Consider the following 21,502-nt stretch of genomic DNA (forward strand, 5'->3'; position numbering starts at 1 on the left):
TCGGCATAAAGTTCTTGTTTAAAGATTATTATTTTAGTTTATTTTACTTGTACGTTACTTTTAACACCTTCTACGAAAACCTTGGCAGGTTTAAACGCCGGAATGTTATGGGCCGGTATTTTAATAGTAGTGTTTTTAGAAATGTTCCTACCAGTTTTTTCCGCTCTGGTCTTTATAATAAAACTACCGAATCCTCTTAGGTAAACATTATCTCCACTTTCCAATGAAGTCTTTACCTCTTCCATGAAGGATTCAACAGTCGCCTGAACATCTCCTTTTTCGATTCCCAGTTTGTCTGAGATTTTCGATACAATTTCCGCTTTCGTCATTTTGTCAATTATATTATCTGTATATTTTTTCGGCTTGCAAATATATAAATTAAATTCATTCTTTTGCCCTAATCAACTAATTTTAAGTATATAAACAACTACTTTTATCATATAGTATTGATGTGTATGATTTTTTCCCTTAAAATTCTTCTTTGGTATCAAAAAAATAAGAGAAACCTACCTTGGAGAAAAACCAAGGACCCATATAGAATCTGGCTTTCAGAAATTATTCTGCAACAAACAAGAGTGGCGCAAGGATTACCTTATTATGAGAGGTTTATCGAGCGGTATCCAACGGTTTGGGACTTGGCAAATGCCCAAGAAAATGAGGTGCTTAAATTATGGCAAGGGCTAGGATATTATTCACGGGCCAGGAACCTTCATGCCACCGCAAAAATCGTCGTTAAAGAATATAAAGGAGAATTTCCCAAGACATACAAAGGGCTTTTGAAGCTGAAAGGTGTTGGGGATTATACGGCCAGTGCCATTGCTTCTATATGTTTCGATATTCCGGAACCTGTCGTAGATGGCAATGTTTACAGGGTGTTGGCTCGTTATTATGGTGTTGATATTCCGATAAACAGTTCTAAAGGTACCCGTTATTTTAAGGAATTGGCGAGAAAGGTCATGAATACCGAACAAATAAGGGATTACAATCAGGCTATAATGGAATTCGGTGCCATTCAATGTGCTCCAAAAAATCCCGATTGTACGGGCTGCCCCTTGAACGATGCTTGTCTGGCTCTAAAAAGAAACCAGATAGGTGAGTTCCCCAAAAAAATAAACAAGACCAAGGTCAGGAATAGATATTTCAACTACCTTGTTGTTGTAGACCCCAAGAACCGCACCTTGTTGCAACAGCGAAAAGGGAAGGGTATTTGGCAAAACCTATGGGAATTTCCTTTATTGGAGTCCAAGGAGGATATGGATGTACATGAACTGGAGCGCTCGTTTAATAAGGTGTTGACCATTGGTGAAACACCTGAAATCTATTCATTTAATTCGGAAAACATCGTACATAAGTTGTCGCACCAACATTTATACACTAAATTTTGGATTATAAAGACCGATACATTCTTAAAAGAAGGAGTGGGGTTTAACGAACTGAAGGATTATCCCGTACCGGTTTTGATAGCTGATTTTATTAAAACATTTAAAATTTAGTACTTTTGGGCATTAGATAAAAATTATGAGCGGAACATTGAATAAGGTAATGCTTATCGGGCATTTGGGAGACGAAGTGAAAATGCACTATTTTGAAGGTGGTGGGTGTATAGGAAGGTTTCCTATTGCGACCAACGAGACCTATACCAATAAACAGACCGGTGAACGGGTAACCAATACGGATTGGCATAATATCGTTATACGTAACAAGGCCGCTGAAATTTGTGAAAAGTATCTTAGTAAAGGAGATAAGATTTACGTTGAAGGGCGTTTAAAGAACCGACAATGGCAAGGTGAGGATGGTAATACACGTTATACCACCGAGGTGCATGTACAGGATTTCACGTTCCTAAGTACCAAAAAGGAAAGTATGGCGAATGCACAAGCAACTGGTCAACCATCACAACCTGCGCAGGCATCACAGCCAGTTCAAAATCAGGCACCGACCAAAGCTGCCGAACCTACGGCTTCAGTTGCACCTGAAGATGATGATGATTTGCCATTTTAACTCTATAAAACCTAAAATTTGACTGTTGGACCCTGAACCCCTTAGTTTTTCCCTGAACGCTATAGCTATGGAGGGTGCGTTTGTACTCAATATAACCATACTTATTATCCTATTGTTTTGTTCGGCCCTTATTTCAGGTGCCGAGGTGGCTTTTTTCGGTCTTTCGCCAACTGATGTCAACACCATTGAAGAGAAAAAGACAGCAAAAGGGAATATCATCGTAAAATTATTGGAGCGTCCCAAAAAATTATTGGCGACCATATTGATCACCAACAATGCCATCAATATCGGGGTTGTTCTTGTATTCAATATAATAGGGGACACCCTTTTTTCGAATATAAACTATCTGCTATTCAATTTTATTTCGGTTCGCTTTCTGTTGGAAGTCGTGGTTGCCACCTTTTTGATATTGATGTTCGGGGAAATTTTGCCTAAAGTCTATGCAAATAGGAACAGGATCAGTTTTTCCCATTTTATGGCTTATCCCCTTAAAGTGCTCGACTTCATTTTTTCTCCTTTGAGTTTGCCCATGCGGTCATCTACCATATACCTGAACAATAAATTGGGTACCCATAAATCCAGTCTAAGTGTAGATCATTTGTCCCAAGCTTTGGAACTGACATCAGAAGGGGATACCACGAAAGAAGAGCAAAGGTTGTTGGAAGGTATCGTCTCATTCGGTAATACGGATACCAAACAGGTAATGCGGCCACGGATCGATTTGTTCGCATTGAGCGAGGATATGAAATTTCCCGATGTGCTTAGTGAGATTAAAAAACAGGGATATTCCAGGATACCGGTCTTTTCCGAAAATATGGATAATGTCCTAGGAGTGCTCTATGTTAAAGATCTTTTGCCTTATATAGATCGTAAGTCGTTCAATTGGATATCGCTTATTAGAGACCCTTATTTTGTTCCTGAGAACAAGAAATTGGATGATCTTTTATTGGAATTTCAAGAAAAGAAAAACCATTTGGCGGTTGTGGTCGATGAATATGGTGGTACCTCTGGAATCGTTACACTCGAGGATATTATCGAGGAAATCGTAGGTGATATCAGTGATGAGTTCGATGATGAGGATTTGGTGTATTCCAAATTGGATGATTATAATTACGTGTTCGATGGAAAAACGGCCCTGAAAGACTTTTATAGGGTAGTAAAGATTGAAGATGAAGATATCTTTGAGGAACAAAAAGGGGAATCTGAGACCATAGCCGGTTTTGTTCTTGAAATAGCCGGGGCGTTTCCTAAAAAAGGTGAAAAAATAGTATTTAAAAATTATGGATTCGTTGTTGAGAGTCTTGACAAAAAAAGATTGAAACAAATAAAAGTGATCTTGCCAAATGAGAATTAAGAGTATTCTTTTTGTATTGTTTTCTATGTTGATTTTCGAAAGCTGCCAGGAAGAGGTGATTCCCAAACCTAAGGCCAAGTTGCGATTGGAGTATCCCATAACGGATTACTCCGTGATTGAAACGGACCATTTCAAATTCTTGAAGAACCAGATCAGTATTTTGAAAAAACAGGATGGCAATGCCATGACCTTGGATTATCCTACCATGAAAGGGTCTCTTTTCATTACCTATAAAGATGTGAACAATGATATAGGTAAACTTTTGACAGATGCCCAAAGGTTATCCATAGAGCATTCGGCAAAGGCCGACGGAATCTTGCCACACCCTTTCGTGAATGAAAAGGACAACGTATACGGTATGTTCTTTGAAGTTGTTGGTGATGCCGCATCCCAGGCCCAATTCTATGTTACCGATAGTACGGAACACTTTGTCACGGGCTCCCTGTATTTTTACACCAAACCCAATTACGATTCCATTTATCCGGCAGCGTCGTATTTACAGGACGACATTAAGAAGTTCATGGAAAGCATTCGTTGGGAATAGCCTAAAAAAATAGCTGTTCGTTCTTTTACTCTTCTTTTCCTAGAAGTTTTTCGGCATTGGCTATACTGGTGTTTATCTGTTCCCTTAGGGCCTTTACCTTTTCTTCTTCCTCGTCTAACCAAATTTGTTTTTCTTCGGTCAATGCCTTCCCGTTTAAGATCTCATCGGAATCGAATCTACTTCCAAAACCTTGCATCCAATCCATCATCGCCTTATGCGCATCTTGCAACCCTTTTCGCGCCTCTTGGTACTGCATCCCTATTTCGGTGCTATCTTCCTTACTGCTTAATTCACCGACCATTTTGCCCATTACGCTCATTTTGGGCATTACCTCGTCATGAATGGCCATGACCTTATCCATTTGTTCGCTAGATACTTCTGTAGCTTCTTTTTTTTGATCCTTGCAAGAGATATTGCCGATTATAACTGCTAGTGCCAAAATGCCTAATAACTTTTTCATTCTAATGGTTTTGTATTAATTGTTATATTTTTTATTAAGTATACATAGTCTTTCACCTTGGTGTTGGTGATGGTTTCTTGAATTATGTCCGGATTGGTTTTCGTCGGAATATATACCACCAATGCTTCGCCATTTTCATAGTTTACCTCAGCTGAATCGATGCCCTCCAGAAGTTGTAAGTTCTTTTGTATCGCATCGGCGCAACCGGCCTGGCAGGCCATCCCTTCTATGGTAATGGCGGCTACGGCCATTAAGCTGTCAGGTTGAGGTTGTTTTGCTTGTTTGTCCCTAAGGCTTGTACAGCCAACAAGAAATATAGCAGTAAGTACAAAAAACAAGCTGCGCATTGGTGTATCTTTTTTCAAAAATACATAATACCGAATTGATTTATTCGATATTGTTGGCCGATATTTCAACGAAGCCATTTTTTGGATGTTAGAAAATATAAAGTAAATCCCGAAAGGATAGTTATTAATCCGAAAATAGAGAATATCCGAAGCAACCAATTATTAAGGTTGTCACGTTCCTGATAATCCATCGTATGCATCATCCATAGAAAATCGAAAATACGCCATTTTTGGCTTCTAAATGTCTGTACGTTCGCGTGATCTTGGGAAACATAAACCGTTGTGTTGGCCGGGGCATCGAATGTTATGGCATAGGCCGGTAGCGGTCTTCCTCTATACTCGTGATGGGTATTGGTCTCGGTAATAAGTTCCGTATGGGTTACCTCGGCCGTTACGTTCAATTTTTGCCGTGCGATTTTGATGGCATCATCTGTATTCAAGGGCAATCTGGTTTTTCCGTTGATCGCATTAATGAGTTTGGTATTTGTTCCCTCATTACTTTTAAATACCATTTCGTAAAACGGTTTATCCAAGATAGAAACAACCTTTAAGGATAGCAATGAGTCATTTGCGCCCAAATGATGGTGAACAAATGAAGAAGGGGAAACTAAGTCTTTTTCAAAATTTAAAATAGGGTTCCCGCTCTTTAAATTATCACCGCGGATCTCATCAATGTTCGTCCAGCTAAAATAGAGTCCGCCCAAGGTCCAAAAGAAAAATTGGATTCCCAATATCAAACCTAGATAACGGTGCCATTTTCTTGTAAGATGTATTATTTTGTATTTCCTCACTTACTTTTCTGATAATTCAATATAAGTTTAAAATTACATATAAAACGAGCAAAAATCGATTCTAAAGTTTCACTTTTGCAAAAAAAATATTTGTGAACGAGAATATTAAAAAATGGATATATCTCACCATACTTTCCCTGGTATGGGGCTCTTCTTTCATATTGATAAAGAAAGCATTGCTTGGGCTTTCCGCTTTTCAGTTAGGAGGGTTACGTATTGTTTTCGCATCTTCATTTCTGTTCATTTTCGGTTATCGAAGCTTATGGAAATTGACATTGACGGATTGGAAATGGATTTTGGTCGCGGGTTTGTTGAGTTCTTTTTTTCCTCCTTTTTTGTTTGCAATAGCGCAGACCCAACTAGATAGTGGGGTCACCTCCATATTCAATTCCGTGGTACCTTTGCTGACTACATTGGTGGGTATTGCGTTGTTTGGTCTGGTGATTACCAAAAGGCAACTTTTGGGTGTGTTCATTGGTTTGTTGGGGGCTTTGGCCTTGATTGTTTCAGGTATGGAGTTCGACCCCGACCAAAATTATTGGTATTCGGTTTTTATTTTACTCTCAACTTTGGGATACGCTTTTAATATTAATATCGTAAAAAGGCATTTGGGACATTTAAGTCCGTTGGCCGTAACAACGGGTAGTTTCGCCGTTGCGTTCGTTCCTGCTTTGGCGATAGTGGCCTATTCGGGTTTTTTTAGTGAAGTAGGCCAGAAAATTGAAATGCAACATGCCATGTGGTTTTTGGTGATTTTGGCGGTACTCGGAACAGCTATGGCTAATATCCTGTTCAATAAATTAATTTATATATCAAGTCCGGTCTTTGCAGCTTCGGTCACCTACGTAATCCCAATTGTTGCTGTTCTGTGGGGAGTATGGGATGGGGAACGGATCAATGTATATCAATTGCTCGGAGGTTTGATCATACTGCTTGGTGTGTATTTGGTGAACCGTAAAAAAAGACCGCCAAGTAAACATGGCGGTCCAATAGATTGAATTAATGACCATCGAAAAATATAAAGATGGTTGTCCGTACTTAGCTTTTCTAAATAGCGGTCAATAACTTGTTTTTTCAGTTGCTTTGGCGAATTTGTCGTAAAATTTGACAGGAATTTTTTTGCCATTGAAGGTGACTTTTTCGAGGTTCTCCAACACTTCACTCCCTTTTCCCGTTACCACGACTCTCACATTATCGATGTTCATGTATTTTTGTGCGGCTTTTTGCACATCTTCCTTGGTTACGGCATTTAATCGCTCTAAATACGTTTTGTAATAATCTTTGGGAAGTCCTTCGGTTTCAATATTCAGAGCATAACGGGCAATGGTTTCTGGTCTTTCCAATGCCAAAACGAAATTACCCACATATTTGGCTTTGGCATCTTTTAGCTCTTCGTCGGTCACAGGGGTTTTAACGATTTTGTCAATTTCTTTTAGGATCTCAACTACGGTGCTATCGGTGACCATATTACGTACCTGTGCACTAGCGGTAAAGGTCGAAGGCGCATATTTGTCATTGCCAATACTCGAGTATGAACCATAGGTATAAGCCTTGTCTTCCCTAAGGTTAAGGAACAAACGGGCCTGTGCACCACCACCAAGTATTTTATTGGCAAGAATAGCGGCAAGATAATCCTCATCTTTCATCTTAAGGTCTACCAAATTTTCGACAACCACTTCGGATTGTACGGCATTGGGCACATCAACAAAATTAATCTGTGTGTATTGTGCATTAGAGGGTTTTGAAAATTGAAAGGATGGCGGAACGGCTTTTGTCCATGGGGTAAAGTATTCCTCAACCAAGCCTTTTACCTGTTCAAAATCCACATCACCAATAATTACCAAATAGGCATTTGCCGGTACAAAATAATCCTCATAAAATCGGATGACATCCTGAAGCGTAACATTCTGCACACTTTCAGCGGTAACGAATTCACCATAAGGGTGGCTGGTTCCGTAGGCCAAGGCATTGGATACCCGATTGGAAATTGCTGAAACATCTTTTTCCTCTGTTTTTAAGGAGGTTAGTATTTTTTGCTTTTCCTTTTCAAATTCCTCTTCCGTAAAATTTGGGTTAATAGCGGCATCTGCCATTAGTTCAAAAATTCTTGGGAAGTATTTGGACAGTGAACCCGCAAAGGCGCTCTGGGATCCAAAACTGATTCTTGCCCCAAGAAAATCTACCTCTTCGTTGAAATCATCTTTCGGAATCGACTTGGAACCTTGACCTAAAAGAGCGGCCGTTAAAGAGGAAACCCCAGCCTTGTCCCCTTCGATGACCGGTGGGTTGTCTATAAGTAATTGTATAGATACGCGGGGTAATTTATGATTTTCGACCACTAAGACCTTGAGTCCGTTATTCATTTCGTAGTGTAAAGGCTCACTTAAATTTATTTCAGGGGCAGGACCCGGAGTGGGTATTTTACTTCTGTCGATTTGGGCTTGGACATTTAAAGCAATAAGGCCAAGTACCAATGTTATAAATAATCTTTTCATTGTTTATTAGTTTGCTGTTGCTTCTTCAGGTAGGTAATTTAACTCCACTCTTTGGTTTGTGTTGAGGTATTTTTTGGAAACTTCCATAATTTCTTCCCTAGTTATGGATCTGTAAATGTCTATTTCATTATTGATCAAACTGGTATCATCATACAACATATAGTTTCTGGCCAAAGAATTGGCTATCCCTGTAATACTGCTGTTTGAATTTACGAACTGGTTCTCAAACTTATTCTGGAGCTTTTGATAGTCTTTTTCGGAAATCAATTCAGTTTTTATTTTTTCGATTTCCCCATCAATTTCACTTTTTAGATCTTCCAAAGAAGTTTCACCTACCGGAAGTGCGCCTACCACATAGGCTCCGTAATCTTCCTGTGAGCCATTGAAAGCAAATACCTGCAATGCTTTTTTTTCATCATCGACAAGTTTTTTGTAAAGTTTTGAACTTTTCCCGTCACTGAGGTACGTTGAGATCATGTCGAGCACATAAGCGTCCCTATTGGTTTGGGCCGGGGTTCTGTACCCGAGTAAAATTGCCGGTATTTGAATATTGGGGTCATGGTACTCCGCCATGATCGTTGAGGTGATCGGATCCTCCACGAAAGTTTGTCGTTGAATTTCTTCCCCTTTAGGAATAGGACCGTAATAATCTTCGATCATTTTTTTGGTCTTTTCACGATCTATATCTCCCGCAACAACTAAAACGGCATTGTTGGGCACATAATATTTTTTGTTGAACAACTTAAAATCTTCCAATGAGGCATTTGCCAAATGTTCCAAAGAGCCAATGGTCTGCCAACGATAAGGGTGTTTTTTGAACAGGTGTATGAACATTTGTTCGCGCCATCTTCCGTAAGGTGAATTGTCATAGCGCATTCTACGTTCTTCTTGAACAACTTCACTCTGGGTGTCTACCCCGATTTTATTAATGATGGGGTGCATCATACGCTCCGATTCCATCCAAAGTCCTAATTCCAGATTGTTTGAAGGGAAAACCTCATAGTAATAGGTGCGGTCTTGCGTTGTGTTGGCGTTGTTTCGGCCTCCGTTGGAAGAAACTATTTTGAACCACTCTCCCCGTTCTATATTCTGGGTGCCCTCGAATAACAAATGTTCAAAAAAATGGGCGAATCCGGTTTTTTCCGGATTTTCATCTTTAGCACCTACGTGGTACATGACCGACGTGGTGACCACAGGGGCATTATTGTCTTGGTGTAAAATTACGTGCAGGCCATTGTCAAGGTCGTACTCTTCATAGGTAACCTCTTGTGCAGAGATCACCGATAATAGGAACAATGTCAATAAGCCCGAGATCAAAGGTGTTTTCATTCTCACAGGATTTTGAATTATTGGTCAGTGGATATTTACTTTTTTAAGCCAACGCTAATATAAATTATTCAGCATAATGGAAGGGGAGTTCGGTTGTCTTTAACAAGATTTTAAGCCGAATTGATTATAAAATCCTTATTTTAAGGGAATTAACCAAAAATAATGAACCATGAAGCATTTTGCCTTACCAGTACGTTTCGGAATTGCAACAAGTGGTTGCCTTATTGCTTATTTTCTGATCTTGTCTTTGTTCACCCTACATACTAATGTTTTTTTTAGTGTTTTCAATGGGGTTATTACGGGTTTTGGTATTTATGAGGCCATAAAATTCTTTAAAATTAAAGAAGCTCAACAATTCAATTATGGCAGGGGTTTTACTGCGGGAGTGGTAACCGGCGGAGTTGCCTCTGTTTTGTTTACATTGTTCTTTACTTTTTACGCCACCGAAGTAAATACCGAATTTATCAGTGAACTGTCCAGTACTTGGGGTAATGAGATCAAGAATTTTGAAGCAATCGTCTTTTTTACCGTGGCAATAATGGGTTTTGCGACTACTCTTGTAGTAACTTTGGCCATTATGCAATTATTCAAGTCTTCCAAAAGGCGTTTTTGAAAAACCTGAATGGTCTTTGTTAGATTCTATATCTACGCTATTTTTTATTTGCAAATCACTTGTACATTAATGAATTAGCAGTATATTTGCACCCGCCTATGAAAAAAAGTAGGGATAATTAAAAATAATATATACGCTATGTATGCAATTGTAGAGATGGCAGGGCAGCAATTCAAAGTTGCGAAAGACCAGAAAGTATATGTTCACCGTTTGCAAACGGAAGAAGGGAAAAAGGTGACTTTTGACAATGTACTTCTTTTGGATGATGGTAAGAACGTTACTGTTGGCGCCCCAGCTATAGACGGAGCCGCTGTTGAGGCTAAAGTCGTTAAGCACCTTAAAGGTGACAAAGTTATTGTCTTTAAAAAGAAAAGACGTAAAGGGTATGCCGTTAAAAACGGTCATCGCCAATCATTGACTGAAATCGTTGTAGAGAGCATAGTTGCTTCCGGAGCGAAAAAATCGGCCAAGGCAGAGCCAAAGGCAAAAGCAGCTCCAAAGAAGGCAGCCGTGAAAGCTGAAGCCCCTAAAAAGGCTGCACCAAAAAAGGCAGCAACCAAAAAAGCCGATGATTTAAAAAAGGTTGAGGGTATTGGACCTAAAATCGCTGAGACCTTGGTCAATTCAGGGATTTCAACTTTTGCTGAATTGGCAAAATCAACTCCAGAAAAAATCGCAGAGATCATTTCAGATGTTCGCGGTAACCACGTAACCGATACATGGCCAGCACAAGCTAAATTGGCTGCTGAAGGCAAGTGGGACGAGTTGAAAAAATGGCAAGACGAATTAGACGGTGGTAAGGCTTAATTGCCCAACCATTAAGTATAACAATAAAAACCGAAAAAAATGGCTCACAAGAAAGGTGTAGGTAGTTCGAAAAACGGTAGGGAATCAGAATCGAAACGCTTAGGTGTTAAGATATTTGGTGGCCAAGCAGCTATCGCTGGTAATATCATCGTTAGACAACGTGGTACAAAACACAATCCAGGCGAAAACGTTTATGCAGGTAAAGATCATACTTTACATGCGAAAGTAGACGGGATGGTTAAATTCCAAAAGAAAGCAGGAGGAAAATCTTATGTTTCCATTGAGCCTTTTGAGGCTTAATATACTGTCAAGAATTTATATTTGGGCCCTTGCTATTTTTATAGCAGGGGCTTTTTGTTATCTGAATGTTAAGTTAGTTTAAAGTTGTTTTTTAAATTGGGATAAATTGATTTTTTCTTAAATATTACCTAACCTGATTATTTGAGGTTTAACAATTTCTTTGTGGTGAATAATCAACCACTAGAAAATGAAAACCTCTTTATTATTTTTTTATCTTTTTTTACCTTTTTGCCTTTTATCACAAACTGGAAATATCCAAGGATCCATTTCAGATGAGAATGGATTGTACTTACCTGGGGCCAGTGTAGTATTGCCTTCAATAAATAAAGGTGCCATTACAGACTTTGACGGCCGATTTACCCTTGTGAACGTACCGGTCGGAACTTATTCTTTAAAGGTCATGTATTTAGGATATAATGATTTAAACCGTGAAATTACGGTAAATGCCAATAAAACAATTGAGATCGCATTGTTCGTTGAGCCGAAGAATATAGAATTGAACGGTGTTGTTGTCAGTGCTTATGGGTCCGGAGGACAGGCCAAAGCTTTGAACACCCAAAAAAACAACCTTAATATTACCAATGTCGTTTCTACAGACCAAATTGGTAAATTTCCAGATGCCAATATCGGCGATGCCGTAAAAAGGATTCCCGGTATTACCATGCAGGTAGACCAAGGAGAAGCAAGGAACATTATCGTTAGGGGGCTTTCCCCCCAATTGAACTCCGTGACCTTAAATGGAAGCCGGGTACCCTCTGCCGAAGGGGATAACAGGAATGTTCAAATGGATCTGATTCCGGCAGACATGATTCAGACCATTGAGGTGAGTAAGGCCGTAACGCCCGATATGGATGGGGATGCGTTGGGTGGATCCGTTAATTTGATTACCAGGACATCACCACAAGGATTCAGGATTTCAACAAATATTGGTTCGGGAATCAATTTTATTACGGACAAGGCTATCTTGAACGGTTCGCTCTTAGTGGGTGACAGAAGTGATAATGGTAAGTTTGGATGGATGGTTTCCGCCTCTATAAACGACAATGACTTCGGTTCTGATAATATTGAAGCGGAATGGACCGACGAGTTCGAGTATTATACAGGATCTGATGATGCTGAAGGAGAGCCTATTTTGGAGGAAGTTGAAGTAGATCCTTATGTCAACGTTTTTGAACAACGGGAGTACTTGGTTCAACGTATACGCAGGAGTTTTTCTGTTAATACGGATTATAAATTCGATGCCAATAATACGGTCTTTTTAAAAACCATGTATAACTGGCGCGATGATCGTGAGAATAGATTCCGGTTAGAACATGAAATTTTGGATGGAGAGGATATTGAGTTGGGTGACTTTACCATTACCGATGGGGTGCCTACCAGGTTTCCAGTGGAAGTAAAGAGACAAAGTAAAGGAGGTATCAATAATAGTAGAAACAAAAACCGCAGGCTTGAAGATCAACGTATGCAAAACTACACTTTGGGGGGCGATCACTTATGGGGAGCTTTAAAAGTAGACTGGATGACATCATACGCCAAGGCATCTGAGGAAAGACTCAATGAGCGTTATGCTGAATTTGAATCTGAATACATTGTAAACAACGATGTTTTTAACACACGATATCCAAGATTCTTTGTTGCAGATGCGGATGATGCTGGCCTTGATAATTTTGAATACGGTGAAATAACCGGGGAAAACCAGTATACTGAAGAAGAAGATGTAAACGTATTCGTGAATTTTGAGATTCCGGCAGATTTTTTCGGCAAAGGGGATGGTACGGTTAAATTTGGGGCAAGAGGTAGGTTCAAATCCAAATTAAGGGATAATGACTTTTACGAATTCGATTTGGAAGATGATTACCCTACATTGTCCGCTGTTCCGGTGAAGGATTATAGTGATCCTGATTTTTTGGCAGGAAGTCAATATAAAATAGGTTCGTTTGCTAGTGAGGAATGGTTGGGGAATTTAAATTTGGAAAACGGTGAATCCGTACCCGATGAATTTCTTCGTGCCAATTTTGATGTAAGGGAAGATGTATTTGCCGGTTATGCCATGACCAATCAAAAAATCAGTGATAAAATGGGGGTTTTGGTCGGGGTGCGTTTAGAGGCTACAAAAGTTACGGCAACAGGAAATCAGATAGAGGATGAGGAAAATGTAATCGGGGAGATTACTGAAGAGAACTCCTATGTTAATCTACTGCCGGGGGTTCATTTTAAATATGACCTTGATAATAGTACGATTCTTCGTTTTGCATGGACCAACACGCTTGCAAGACCAAATTATGCAGATTTGGTACCTTCCCTTGATATTGTTTCCGGCGACGAGGAGATATATGTAGGTAACCCCGATTTGGAAGCTACTACATCAATGAACTTTGATCTTATGGCAGAGCATTATTTTGAAAGTGTAGGATTGTTGTCCGGAGGTGTTTTCTTCAAGGACATCGATAATTTCATTTATACCTTCCAAGGGGAGACTGTAGATGATTTTTATGGTGAAGGCACCGAAGGATTTGAAATTTATCAACCTTTAAATGGTGAAGGAGCAACGGTTTTTGGTCTGGAATTCGCATTTCAACGTCAGTTGGATTTTCTCCCGGGATTTGCCAAAAACCTGAGTCTATACGTGAACTACACTTATTTAACATCCTCTGCCAATGGCATTAGGAACGAAGATGGGGAAGAACGCGAGGATATAGATCTACCCAATACGTCACCCAACATGTTCAATGGGTCATTGGCGTATGCCGACAAAAAATTCAGCGCGCGCTTATCGGCCAATTTCTCGGATAGTTATATCGATGAAATCGGGGGAAATGATTTTGAGGATCGTTATTATGACACTCAAATGTTCTTGGATCTTAATGCATCGTTCAATATCAGTTCCAATTTAAGTATATATGCCGACCTCAATAATATTACCAATCAGCCACTTCGCTATTTTCAAGGTGTTAAAGAACGTACACAACAGATGGAATTTTATGGGCAACGTTTTACTTTCGGTATTAAATATGACCTGTTTAGAGGCAAGAACAAATAAATCCATTTCCAATTCGTACAATACCGTCGGAATTATAATTTTAAATATTAGATAATGAAAAAAGTCTTGTTGGTTTTATTACTGATCACCTTTGCCATAGCCTGTAATCGGAGTAAACTTCCTGCCATTGCCCCGGATGTGATTACCGAGTTTACCTTGAATGATACCGATGACCCTGCTATATGGATTCATCCTGACGATACTTCAAAATCAATCGTATTCGGTACGGATAAAGAATCAAACGGGGCTATTTATGCCTTTGATCTTAATGGGAAGATATTGGAAGACATGACCATTAGGAATATCGAAAGGCCCAATAATGTTGATATAGAATACGGGTTTCAACTGAACGACTCCACATTGACCGATGTTCTTGTTTTTACCGAGAGGGAAAAACAACAAATACGAATGTTTTCTATTCCCGATATGAAACCTTTGGATAAGGGAGGGTTTCCGGTCTTTGAAGATGAAAGCGTTATAGCACATAGATTGCCAATGGGGGTGGCCCTTTATAAATCTCCCAAGGATTCCCAAGTTTATGCCATAGTGGGGCGAAAGACAGGACCTTCGGATGGTTATCTTTACCAATATCGTTTTTCGTCCGATAGTTTAGGGGTAACATCGGATTTGGTTCGAAAATTCGGAAAATTCAGTGGGGAAAAAGAGATTGAGGCCATTGCCGTTGATGATGAAAAAGGATTTGTCTATTACTCCGATGAAGGGGTTTGTATTCGAAAGTATTATGCCGAACCATCTAAAGGAAATGAGGAGATTTCATGTTTTGGCGGGGAGCATTTCATGGCCGATATCGAGGGTATTGCCATTGCCACTTACGAAAATGGTGATGGCTACCTTATTGTTTCCAATCAACAAAAAGGGGAGTTCAATATCTTTTCCAGAAATGCGAACCAATTCGTAAAGGCCGTGAATTTAAGTACGACCGAAACAGACGGTTGCGAAGTGGTCACCGTTCCCTTGAACAATACATTCACCAATGGGCTTTTCGTTGCCATGAATGATGAGAAGAACTTCTATTTCTATGACCTTGGTAAGTTGGGGCTAGAGTAGTTTCTCGGCTATGTCATTCCATGTATCTGCCCTTTCAAAACCATTGGTAAAGGCGTTGTGGGGCGATGAAAATAAGATTGATCTGCCATTGAACATTTCAAGATTGTAACTGCGGTCGTCAATTAAAAGATCGCCGTTCAAAATATGTTTATGTCCACATAGGATTCTATTTTGCCAAGGAATAAAAGGAAAATGTTCATCTAACCATTCGCTCTTCTCTTCCAACGAATTAGGAAACTGCATGGCCGCCGAGGCAATATACAATTCATGTCTTTCTGATATCTCCTTTAGCACTTCTATACTTCCTTCAATTGGATTAAGGTTTCTAAAGAAACCCCTTCTCGTAGCGTGTTTGCGAATACTATCTTGATGGGCCTTGGGTACCATTTTCCATACATCGGAACCCTTGCACTCCTCAGCTGTAAGGTTTGCACTGAATTCGGCATTGTATATTTCAATATGAGCGCCGTAGGTGTCGGCGATCACTTCATCCATATCTACAAAAATCGTCATATCAAAAAGTTTAGTGCGAAGTACCGAAAAAATAGCTTCACCTAAAAATGATTCTAAAAAGTTAATCTATTCATAATACGATATCTGATTTTCAGTATAAAAGCATGTTCAATGGTGGGTTTCTAATTAACATATTCTTATGTATCCGAATATATCTATTTAACATATTGCGTTATATCTTTGATGTAATAATTTTAACGGTTAATATTATGAAAATGTTCAAATTAATGGCTGCAATGGCCATGATATTGGTAATGGGCGTTGCTACAGGACAGACTCGGAGCGAGAAGAAACTTATGCAGGATGCAACAAAGGCGAAGAAAACCATGTTGAAAACAGATGCGAGCTTGGAGAAGTTTTTTGACTCATCTGCGGGGTATGTCATTTTTCCCAATGTAGGTAAAGGTGGTTTCATTATCGGTGGTGCATCGGGAAATGGCGTGGTTTATGAAAATGGGGAGGTTGTTGGTATGGCCGACCTTAAAAAATTGAATATTGGATTACAGGCCGGGGGTCAAGCGATTATCGAAGTGATATTTTTTGAAACACCTGTAGATTTGGCAAGGTTCAAGGAAGGTAAATTCCAATTTGCGGCTGAAGCCTCAGCGGTGGCTTTAAAATCGGGAATAGCGGTCAATGCGAAATACAAAGACGGCGTAGCCGTGTTTGCCTTACCAAAGGCTGGTTTAATGGCCGATGCCTCGGTAGGAGGGCAAAAATTCAGTTACGATCCTTTTTAACGATAAATAGGTAACGTATAAAAAAAACCTTGTTCCAATGGAGCAAGGTTTTTTTATTTCTTATAGCTTCAAAAAGCACATATATATTAGTACCTGTAATAATCAGGTTTAAAAGGACCTTCTACGGTAACCCCAATATATTTGGCTTGGTCTTCACGAAGTTCCGTTAGTTCCGCACCTAACCTGGACAGGTGTAATTTGGCTACTTTTTCATCTAAATGCTTCGGTAACATATATACCTTGTTTTCATAAGAACTACTATTTTTCCATAGTTCTATCTGTGCCAAAGTCTGGTTGGTGAAAGAGTTGCTCATTACAAAACTAGGGTGGCCAGTGGCACAACCAAGGTTTACCAAACGACCTTCTGCCAATACGATGACATCTTTACCGTCAATGGTATATTTGTCTACTTGGGGTTTTATCTCATCCTTGGTGTTTCCGTAATTAGAATTCAACCAAGCCATATCGATCTCATTATCAAAATGCCCGATATTACAAACGATCACTTTATCGCGCATAGCTTTAAAGTGCTCTCCCCTGATAATGTCCTTGTTTCCGGTGGTGGTTATGATCACATCTGCCTTACCTACAACATTTTCCAACTTCTTTACCTCAAAACCATCCATACAAGCCTGTAGGGCACAAATGGGGTCTATTTCGGTAACTGTTACGATTGCTCCCGCACCTTTAAAAGAGGCAGCTGTACCTTTACCAACATCGCCATATCCGGCTACGACTACGCGTTTACCGGCCAACATGGTGTCGGTAGCCCTACGAATGGCATCTACGGCACTTTCACGGCATCCGTATTTATTGTCGAATTTTGATTTGGTTACAGAATCGTTCACATTGATCGCAGGCATGGGCAAGGTGCCATTTTTAACCCTTTCATATAATCGGTGAACTCCGGTTGTCGTTTCTTCGGACAATCCTTTTACGGCTGATGCAAGTTCAGGATATTTGTCCAAAACCATATTTGTAAGGTCACCACCATCATCAAGTATCATATTCAAAGGTTGGCGTTCTTCTCCAAAGAACAAAGTTTGTTCTATACACCAATCGAATTCTTCTTCGTTCATTCCTTTCCACGCATAAACAGGAACACCTGCAGCGGCTATAGCGGCAGCGGCATGGTCCTGGGTAGAGAAAATGTTGCAAGAACTCCATGTAACATCGGCACCAAGCGCTACTAAGGTCTCGATCAAGACGGCAGTTTGTATGGTCATATGCAGGCAGCCTGCAATTCGCGATCCTTTAAGAGGTTGCTCATCTTTATATTCTTCCCGAAGTGCCATAAGCCCTGGCATTTCTGCTTCAGCCAAAGTAATTTCTTTTCTTCCCCAATCCGCAAGGGTAATATCTTTTACCTTATAGGGCACATATGAAACGGTTTTGGTAGCCATATCCTTTTTTCTTTTTACTTTCGTTGTTAACTATTGCTCTTTTTTTTCGAATCGCAAAGTTACGAATATCCTAAATAACAACATGCCTCTTTACAAGACAATACAAGTTAGCCCTTTAATCAAAGTATATATTTGGAAAATAGAAGAAACCGAAGCTGAACTTTCAAAGGCGGTTGAGCTTACTGAGCATTGTCAAAACCGTATGGATGGCATGAAGTCCGAATTGCATCGTAAGGGCTTTTTAAGTATCCGCCATTTAATGGCCGAGGCCGGCTACGAGGACAAGGATTTATACTATGACAAGGTGGGCAAACCACATTTATATGATGGTAACCATATCAGTATAACACATTCGCATCACTTTACCGGGATTATCGTGAGTAAAGGGAAAGAAGTGGGAATAGATATTGAAATGCAACGGGATCTAATCACTCGGATAGCACATAAATTCACACCGACAGAGGCTTATTCCCATATTAAGGACAGGAAAGACCTTGTTCGGAAATATACCGTTATTTGGGGCTGTAAAGAATCACTCTACAAAATCTTTGCCACTATCGGATTGAGTTTCTTGAACCATATTTACATTCATGATTTTGAGTTTTCGGACGAATTGCTAGAAGGGGAGATAACCTATAAGGGCAAGACGTCTTTTTATATATTAAAATTTTTAGAGTTTGAAGGGTTTACATGCGTGTATGCCACAAGTAAATAATTATCACATACTATGGAAATATCAGTTGAGCTTACTTTTTCGCCCCTGCAGGATGATTTTGAACAACATATCATCAACTTTATCAAACAATTAAGGGGGTCCGGACTCACGGTTTTGGAGAATCCTTTAAGTACCCAGGTATATGGGCCTTATGATGAAGTGATGAAGGTTTTGAACACCGAGATAAAGATGGCGTTTGAATTAATGGATCGTGGTCTACTTTATATGAAATTGGTAAAATCTGACCGTAGCGCGTATGAGCCCCATTTTTGATTTCTTTTTCGGTCAGTATGCCGACTATGAAACTTATTATATTATTTTGGAGATTGTTGCCGTAATATTCGGTCTACTTTCCGTTTGGTTCTCAAAGCAGAACAATATTTGGGTGTACCCAACAGGGTTGATCAGCACCTCGATTTATGTATATCTTCTTTTTAAATGGGGATTGATCGGGGATATGATGATCAATGGGTATTACTTTATTATGAGCGTTTATGGTTGGTATGTTTGGACAAGAAAAGTAGACGACTCGCACTTTACCCCAATTACCAAAACAACGAAAAAGGAACATAAGATTTCAGTTTTGATCTTTATCTCCACTCTGGCCTTTGTATTTGTGGTTTATCAAATGTTCGATAAATGGACAAGTTGGACGGCTTATGTAGATACTGTAACAACGGCCGTGTTTTTTGTTGGAATGTGGCTAATGGCAAAGCGAAAAATCGAAAATTGGTTATATTGGATCGTAGGGGATATTATTTCAGTGCCCCTTTATTTTTATAAAGGATTTACCTTTACCAGTTTTCAATATCTTATATTCACGATTATAGCTATATTCGGTTACCTCGCATGGAAGAAAAATTTAGACAGCAGCCCGCTGATATTGTCAAAGTAGTTTTATTCGGTCCTGAATCTACAGGAAAAACCACCCTCTCGGAACAATTGGCCCGCCATTATCACTCAGTATGGGTACCCGAATACGCCAGGGAGTATTTACAGGACAAATGGAACAATGAACGAAAAACATGCGAACCCGATGACCTACTTCCCATAGCGGAAGGTCAAATGCGTCTGGAAAATGATTTGGCCCAAAAAGCGACCAATGTCCTTATTTGTGATACGGATTTGTTGGAGACCAAAGTCTATTCAGAAGCTTATTATCTTGGGTATTGTGACCCAATGCTCGAGAAGTACGCCTTGGAGAACCAATACGATCTTTATTTCCTTACTTATATCGATATTCCTTGGGAGAAAGACGACCTTAGGGACAAGCCCAATGAACGTGAACGAATGTTTTTGTATTTTAAAGAGACTCTTGAAAAATATAACAGGAATTTTGTTACCTTAAAAGGGGATAAAACAACCCGTTTAAAAACAGCAGTGGAACATATTGATAATCTATTGAATAAATGATACAACTTACCGAGAACGATTTAGAACAAATTGCTGCAAAAGGCATAACGAAAGAGAAGGTCAAAAACCAGATAGAGATATTCAAAGAAGGTATACCCTTTGTACATTTAGTGAATGCCGCTGTAGTGGGCGAGGGTATCCGAAAATTTACTACCCGGGAACAAAAATCACTCATCGGCACTTTTGATGAGAAAAAGAATGGCCTTTCATTACTCAAATTCGTGCCTGCTTCCGGAGCGGCATCAAGGATGTTCAAGGCCTTATTCAATTTCTTGGACGCCTATGATCCTAAAAAAGAGAGTTTAGATGCCTATTTTAAGCGTACGAACGATACTGCTTTGAAGAAATTCAGCGAGGGATTAAAAGATTTTCCATTCTACAAAAAGGTACAGGAAAGAATTAAGGGAAAAGCGGCCAACAGTGATGAGGAGTTGTATCTTTTCGTAAAGGAAATGATGTCCGAGGAAGGCCTCAACTACGGCTTTTACCCTAAAGGACTTTTACCTTTTCATGATTATGGCAGTCATTCCGCCACCCCATTTGAGAAACATTTAAAAGAAGCGGCCAATTATGCCAAGGTCGATGGGGAAGCCAATTTGCATTTCACCATTTCAGAGCAACATATTGGATTGTTCACCAAGGAGTACAGTGCGGTAAATGAAAGACTTTCCAAGGCGACGAATACTGTTTTCAATGTAACTTATTCGTACCAAAAAGGATCAACGGATACCATTGCGGTTGATATGGAAAATAACCCTTTCCGAAATTCTGATGGATCGCTTCTGTTTAGACCTGGCGGTCATGGGGCGTTGATAGAGAACCTGAATGAAGAGGAAGCCGATATCATCTTCATCAAGAATATCGACAACGTAGTAGTGCCCAAAGTGCAGGAAGAGCTTGTCAATAGCAAAAAAATGTTGGCAGGTCTACTTTTGCAAGTGCAGGAAAAAGCCTTTGCCTATGCCGAAAAAATCGATAATGAAGAATTAACCGCTGAGATGATGCTCGAGATAAAGGAGTTTCTGGAAAACGAACTCAATGTTCGTTTTGTAGATAAATATCCGAGTTTTAGCATTGGTGAACAGATTGAAATATTAAAGGATAAGATCAATAGGCCCATTCGTATATGTGGTATGGTAAAAAACGAGGGAGAACCCGGTGGTGGTCCTTTTTGGATCAAGAATGCACATAACCATGTCTCGTTACAGATCATTGAATCGGCCCAAATAGATATGTCCAATCCAAAACAAGTGGAAATCCTGAAAAATGCAACCCACTTTAATCCCGTAGATTTGGTATGTGGGGTAAAGAACTATAAAGGGGAAAAGTACAATCTACTTAATTATGTAGATCATAAGCAAGGGTTTATCACTGAAAAAACAAAAGAAGGCAAAGCTTTAAAAGCTTTGGAACTTCCAGGCCTTTGGAATGGTGCCATGGCGTACTGGAACACCATTTTCGTAGAGGTTCCTTTGGCAACCTTTAATCCGGTCAAAACGGTGAACGACTTATTAAAGCCCACACATCAGGTTTCTTGATGCCGGCAAGACCAATTTAATATCCAAAAAA

Annotated in this window: 24 protein-coding genes; 16 read left to right on the plus strand and 8 right to left on the minus strand. The window is 39.7% G+C overall.

Annotated elements, in window-relative coordinates:
- Positions 1-38: 38 nt before the first annotated feature.
- Positions 39-329, minus strand: a complete 291-nt coding sequence (locus tag R3X28_RS03510) for an HU family DNA-binding protein (RefSeq protein ID WP_013306152.1) — start codon at positions 327-329, stop codon at positions 39-41.
- A 126-nt stretch (positions 330-455) separates the two neighbouring features.
- Between R3X28_RS03510 and mutY the strand changes: the two genes are divergently transcribed.
- From mutY to gldD, 4 genes are read left to right on the plus strand one after another with little or no spacing between them, the layout of a single operon-like run.
- Positions 456-1,493 (plus strand): A/G-specific adenine glycosylase, encoded by a 1,038-nt coding sequence (mutY, locus tag R3X28_RS03515; RefSeq protein ID WP_317662438.1) that lies wholly within the window; start codon positions 456-458, stop codon positions 1,491-1,493.
- A 25-nt stretch (positions 1,494-1,518) separates the two neighbouring features.
- On the plus strand, positions 1,519-2,001 hold the full coding sequence (locus R3X28_RS03520) for a single-stranded DNA-binding protein (protein WP_154363201.1): 483 nt from the start codon (positions 1,519-1,521) through the stop codon (positions 1,999-2,001).
- A gap of 25 nt (positions 2,002-2,026) precedes the next feature.
- Positions 2,027-3,355, plus strand: coding sequence for a gliding motility-associated protein GldE (locus tag R3X28_RS03525; RefSeq protein WP_218944417.1), 1,329 nt, complete (start codon positions 2,027-2,029; stop codon positions 3,353-3,355).
- Positions 3,345-3,899, plus strand: coding sequence for a gliding motility lipoprotein GldD (gene gldD, locus R3X28_RS03530; RefSeq protein ID WP_154363199.1), 555 nt, complete (start codon positions 3,345-3,347; stop codon positions 3,897-3,899). The genes R3X28_RS03525 and gldD overlap by 11 nt, the downstream gene beginning before the upstream one ends.
- 25 nt (positions 3,900-3,924) lie before the next feature.
- Here the strand turns inward: gldD and R3X28_RS03535 are convergent, their stop codons facing one another.
- The 3 genes from R3X28_RS03535 to R3X28_RS03545 form a co-directional block, all read right to left on the minus strand.
- The gene (locus tag R3X28_RS03535) at positions 3,925-4,359 is read right to left on the minus strand and encodes a hypothetical protein (RefSeq protein ID WP_154363197.1); all 435 of its coding nucleotides are present in this window, start codon (positions 4,357-4,359) and stop codon (positions 3,925-3,927) included.
- Positions 4,356-4,706 (minus strand): cation transporter, encoded by a 351-nt coding sequence (locus tag R3X28_RS03540; protein WP_317662444.1) that lies wholly within the window; start codon positions 4,704-4,706, stop codon positions 4,356-4,358. The genes R3X28_RS03535 and R3X28_RS03540 overlap by 4 nt, the downstream gene beginning before the upstream one ends.
- A gap of 65 nt (positions 4,707-4,771) precedes the next feature.
- Positions 4,772-5,497 (minus strand): hypothetical protein, encoded by a 726-nt coding sequence (locus R3X28_RS03545; protein WP_317662447.1) that lies wholly within the window; start codon positions 5,495-5,497, stop codon positions 4,772-4,774.
- A gap of 92 nt (positions 5,498-5,589) precedes the next feature.
- Here R3X28_RS03545 and R3X28_RS03550 point away from each other — a divergent pair, with 92 nt between their 5' ends.
- On the plus strand, positions 5,590-6,495 hold the full coding sequence (locus tag R3X28_RS03550; protein WP_317662449.1) for a DMT family transporter: 906 nt from the start codon (positions 5,590-5,592) through the stop codon (positions 6,493-6,495).
- Between the two features lie 60 nt (positions 6,496-6,555).
- Here R3X28_RS03550 and R3X28_RS03555 read toward each other — a convergent pair whose 3' ends face one another.
- On the minus strand, positions 6,556-7,992 hold the full coding sequence (locus R3X28_RS03555; RefSeq protein WP_317662451.1) for a pitrilysin family protein: 1,437 nt from the start codon (positions 7,990-7,992) through the stop codon (positions 6,556-6,558).
- A gap of 6 nt (positions 7,993-7,998) precedes the next feature.
- Positions 7,999-9,321: a pitrilysin family protein gene (locus R3X28_RS03560; RefSeq protein WP_317662453.1), complete on the minus strand. Its 1,323-nt coding sequence runs from the start codon at positions 9,319-9,321 to the stop codon at positions 7,999-8,001.
- A 169-nt stretch (positions 9,322-9,490) separates the two neighbouring features.
- Here R3X28_RS03560 and R3X28_RS03565 point away from each other — a divergent pair, with 169 nt between their 5' ends.
- From R3X28_RS03565 to R3X28_RS03585, 5 genes are all read left to right on the plus strand, one after another.
- A complete protein-coding gene (locus R3X28_RS03565; RefSeq protein WP_317662454.1) occupies positions 9,491-9,934 on the plus strand; it encodes a DUF4199 domain-containing protein in 444 nt (147 codons plus the stop codon).
- A 138-nt stretch (positions 9,935-10,072) separates the two neighbouring features.
- Positions 10,073-10,741 (plus strand): 50S ribosomal protein L21, encoded by a 669-nt coding sequence (gene rplU / locus R3X28_RS03570; RefSeq protein ID WP_317662455.1) that lies wholly within the window; start codon positions 10,073-10,075, stop codon positions 10,739-10,741.
- A 39-nt stretch (positions 10,742-10,780) separates the two neighbouring features.
- Positions 10,781-11,041 carry a 50S ribosomal protein L27 gene (gene rpmA, locus R3X28_RS03575; RefSeq protein ID WP_154363186.1) on the plus strand — a complete coding sequence of 87 codons (261 nt, stop codon included), beginning with the start codon at positions 10,781-10,783 and terminating at the stop codon, positions 11,039-11,041.
- A 187-nt stretch (positions 11,042-11,228) separates the two neighbouring features.
- Positions 11,229-14,081 carry a TonB-dependent receptor gene (locus tag R3X28_RS03580; RefSeq protein WP_317662456.1) on the plus strand — a complete coding sequence of 951 codons (2,853 nt, stop codon included), beginning with the start codon at positions 11,229-11,231 and terminating at the stop codon, positions 14,079-14,081.
- Between the two features lie 54 nt (positions 14,082-14,135).
- Positions 14,136-15,149, plus strand: a complete 1,014-nt coding sequence (locus R3X28_RS03585) for a phytase (RefSeq protein ID WP_317662458.1) — start codon at positions 14,136-14,138, stop codon at positions 15,147-15,149.
- Here the strand turns inward: R3X28_RS03585 and R3X28_RS03590 are convergent.
- Positions 15,141-15,662 carry a 5' nucleotidase, NT5C type gene (locus R3X28_RS03590; protein WP_154363180.1) on the minus strand — a complete coding sequence of 174 codons (522 nt, stop codon included), beginning with the start codon at positions 15,660-15,662 and terminating at the stop codon, positions 15,141-15,143. The two genes, R3X28_RS03585 and R3X28_RS03590, sit on opposite strands and share 9 nt — an antisense overlap.
- Before the next feature lie 215 nt (positions 15,663-15,877).
- Here R3X28_RS03590 and R3X28_RS03595 point away from each other — a divergent pair, with 215 nt between their 5' ends.
- Positions 15,878-16,402, plus strand: a complete 525-nt coding sequence (locus R3X28_RS03595) for a lipid-binding SYLF domain-containing protein (protein ID WP_154363178.1) — start codon at positions 15,878-15,880, stop codon at positions 16,400-16,402.
- Positions 16,403-16,488: 86 nt separating this feature from the next.
- On the opposite strand, the gene ahcY is transcribed toward R3X28_RS03595, so the two are convergent.
- Positions 16,489-17,805 carry an adenosylhomocysteinase gene (ahcY, locus tag R3X28_RS03600; protein ID WP_282053681.1) on the minus strand — a complete coding sequence of 439 codons (1,317 nt, stop codon included), beginning with the start codon at positions 17,803-17,805 and terminating at the stop codon, positions 16,489-16,491.
- Positions 17,806-17,887: 82 nt separating this feature from the next.
- Between ahcY and R3X28_RS03605 the strand changes: the two genes are divergently transcribed.
- From R3X28_RS03605 to R3X28_RS03625, 5 genes are read left to right on the plus strand one after another with little or no spacing between them, the layout of a single operon-like run.
- Positions 17,888-18,520, plus strand: coding sequence for a 4'-phosphopantetheinyl transferase family protein (locus tag R3X28_RS03605; RefSeq protein ID WP_317662463.1), 633 nt, complete (start codon positions 17,888-17,890; stop codon positions 18,518-18,520).
- 12 nt (positions 18,521-18,532) lie between these two features.
- Positions 18,533-18,793, plus strand: a complete 261-nt coding sequence (locus tag R3X28_RS03610; protein WP_317662465.1) for a hypothetical protein — start codon at positions 18,533-18,535, stop codon at positions 18,791-18,793.
- Positions 18,777-19,415 (plus strand): nicotinamide riboside transporter PnuC, encoded by a 639-nt coding sequence (gene pnuC / locus R3X28_RS03615; protein WP_317662467.1) that lies wholly within the window; start codon positions 18,777-18,779, stop codon positions 19,413-19,415. The genes R3X28_RS03610 and pnuC overlap by 17 nt, the downstream gene beginning before the upstream one ends.
- The gene (locus tag R3X28_RS03620; protein ID WP_154363168.1) at positions 19,370-19,933 is read left to right on the plus strand and encodes an AAA family ATPase; all 564 of its coding nucleotides are present in this window, start codon (positions 19,370-19,372) and stop codon (positions 19,931-19,933) included. Before pnuC ends, R3X28_RS03620 begins: the two co-directional genes overlap by 46 nt.
- Positions 19,930-21,471: a DUF4301 family protein gene (locus R3X28_RS03625; RefSeq protein ID WP_317662469.1), complete on the plus strand. Its 1,542-nt coding sequence runs from the start codon at positions 19,930-19,932 to the stop codon at positions 21,469-21,471. The genes R3X28_RS03620 and R3X28_RS03625 overlap by 4 nt, the downstream gene beginning before the upstream one ends.
- Positions 21,472-21,502: the final 31 nt, after the last annotated feature.

Origin of the sequence: Maribacter sp. TH_r10 (assembly GCF_033101095.1) — a bacterium.
GTDB lineage: Bacteria > Bacteroidota > Bacteroidia > Flavobacteriales > Flavobacteriaceae > Maribacter_A > Maribacter_A luteus.